Here is a 1588-nt window from a genome sequence, read left to right as displayed (position 1 = left end):
CCGGGCCGCCGTCCGTGCGTGGCAGCTGGCGCACACCCCGCTGGCCAGGGTCGGCGAGCCGGGCGAGGTGGCCTGGGCGATCACCCGGCTCGCCTCGGCCGGGGCCTCGTTCGTCACCGGCGTGGTGCTTCCGGTGGACGGCGGCGCGCTGGTGGCGTGACAGGATCGCCCGCGGGCGGCGCAGGGCCGGGCAGGGGGCGGTGGGAGTGAAGATCGGTGAACTGGCGGCGGAGACCGGGGCGAGTGTCCGGTCGCTGCGGCACTACGAGCAGGCCGGGCTGATCACCTCGGAGCGGGCGTCCAACGGCTACCGCCGTTTCGGCCCGGGGTCGGTGGTCCGGGTCCGAAACATCCGGCTGCTGCTGGCCGCCGGGCTGACCCTCGACGACGTCCGGGTGTTCCTGCCCTGCCTGGACGGTGACATCGGTGCGGCCGCGCCCTCGGACCGGGGCCTACGGACCGCCCGGGCCCGGCTGGCCGTCCTCGACGAGCGGATCGCCGCCCAGACCGCCGTCCGCGACCGGCTGGCACATGCTCTCCGGCTCACGACCGGCAGCTGACCGGGGGAGTTGTGTGTCCTCGGGCCCGGCCCTCGCCGGGTGGTCCGGCAAAACAGTAGCCATGGACATAATGTCTATGTACTCTTTCGGTATGAGCAAGGGTTCACCCGGTCCCACACCCGGCTTCCTGGTCTGGCGGCTCGCCAACAAGTGGCGCGTCGCGGTCGATCGCGCAGTGGCCCCACTGGGCCTCACCCACGCGCAGTACTCGCTGGTCGCGTCGCTGTACGGCATGCAGCGCGCCGGCGAGCGGCCCAGTCAGCGCAGACTCGCCGACCACACCGGCCTGGAAGCCCTGTACGTCTCGAAACTGGCGCGCGCCCTGGAGTCGGCCGGCCACATCGAGCGCACCCGCGACCCCCGCGACCCGCGTGCCGTACAGCTCCGCCTCACCGAACAGGGCGAAGCCGTCACACGGCAGGCCGTCGCGGTGGTCCAGGACCTGCACCGGCAGTTGCTGGAACCGCTCGGCGGCCTCGACGCCCCGCGCACCAGCGCGTTCACGGACGAGCTGGTGCTCCTGCTCGACACGCCCCTCGCTCCGTCCGCACCGAACACCGAGAACTCCCGGAACACCGAGAACTCCCAGGGGGAAACGCCATGACCACCGACGCCACCGCCACGCCCGTGCCCCCGGCCGACGCCCGCGCCCTCGGCCTGGCCCACTACGCCGCCCGCGGAGTCCTGGAGAACGTCCTGGCCCGGCACGGCTGCACCTTCGAGCAGCAGGTCGCCCTGCGCGCCGCCGTCACCGCCGAGGAGCCGCCGACGGCCGACGGGCTCCTCGCCCAGGTCGGGACCTCCCTCAAGGCCGACCCGGCCGTCGTCCGCGCCACGCTCGACGCCCTGCTGGCCGGGCAGTTGCTCGTCCGGGACGGCGAGCACCTCCGCCCCACGGAGGCCGGCCGCGCACTGCTCGCCGCCGTCGGGGCGGAGACCGCCCCGATCACCGCCCGCATCTGGGGCGACATCCCCGCCGACGACCTGGCCGCCGCCGGCCGCGTCCTCGCCCTGGTCGCCGAGCGCGC

At 74.5% G+C, this 1588-nt stretch carries 4 protein-coding genes; all 4 read left to right on the top strand.

Translation table 11 applies throughout. The annotated features are described in order from the left end of the window. Positions 1-160 (top strand): SDR family oxidoreductase (locus ABZ641_RS36690; RefSeq protein ID WP_359988876.1); only part of this gene is annotated, 160 nt, incomplete at its 5' end. A gap of 46 nt (positions 161-206) precedes the next feature. Beyond that, complete coding sequence (locus tag ABZ641_RS36685) at positions 207-560, top strand: MerR family transcriptional regulator (protein WP_344623170.1); 354 nt, start codon at positions 207-209, stop codon at positions 558-560. Positions 561-651: 91 nt separating this feature from the next. Then, the gene (locus ABZ641_RS36680) at positions 652-1164 is read left to right on the top strand and encodes a MarR family transcriptional regulator (RefSeq protein ID WP_359988874.1); all 513 of its coding nucleotides are present in this window, start codon (positions 652-654) and stop codon (positions 1162-1164) included. Further along, positions 1161-1588: MarR family transcriptional regulator (locus ABZ641_RS36675; RefSeq protein WP_359988872.1), on the top strand; the 428-nt coding region annotated here is incomplete at its 3' end. The genes ABZ641_RS36680 and ABZ641_RS36675, both read left to right, overlap by 4 nt.

Origin of the sequence: Kitasatospora sp. NPDC007106 (assembly GCF_040634455.1) — a bacterium.
Lineage (GTDB): Bacteria > Actinomycetota > Actinomycetes > Streptomycetales > Streptomycetaceae > Kitasatospora > Kitasatospora arboriphila.
This window is presented reverse-complemented; position numbering and strand designations above follow the sequence as displayed.

Coding starts and splice junctions, on each gene's coding strand:
- ABZ641_RS36680 (WP_359988874.1), top strand. CDS start 652: ATGAGCAAGGGTTCACCCGGTCCCACACCCGGCTTCCTGGTCTGGCGG.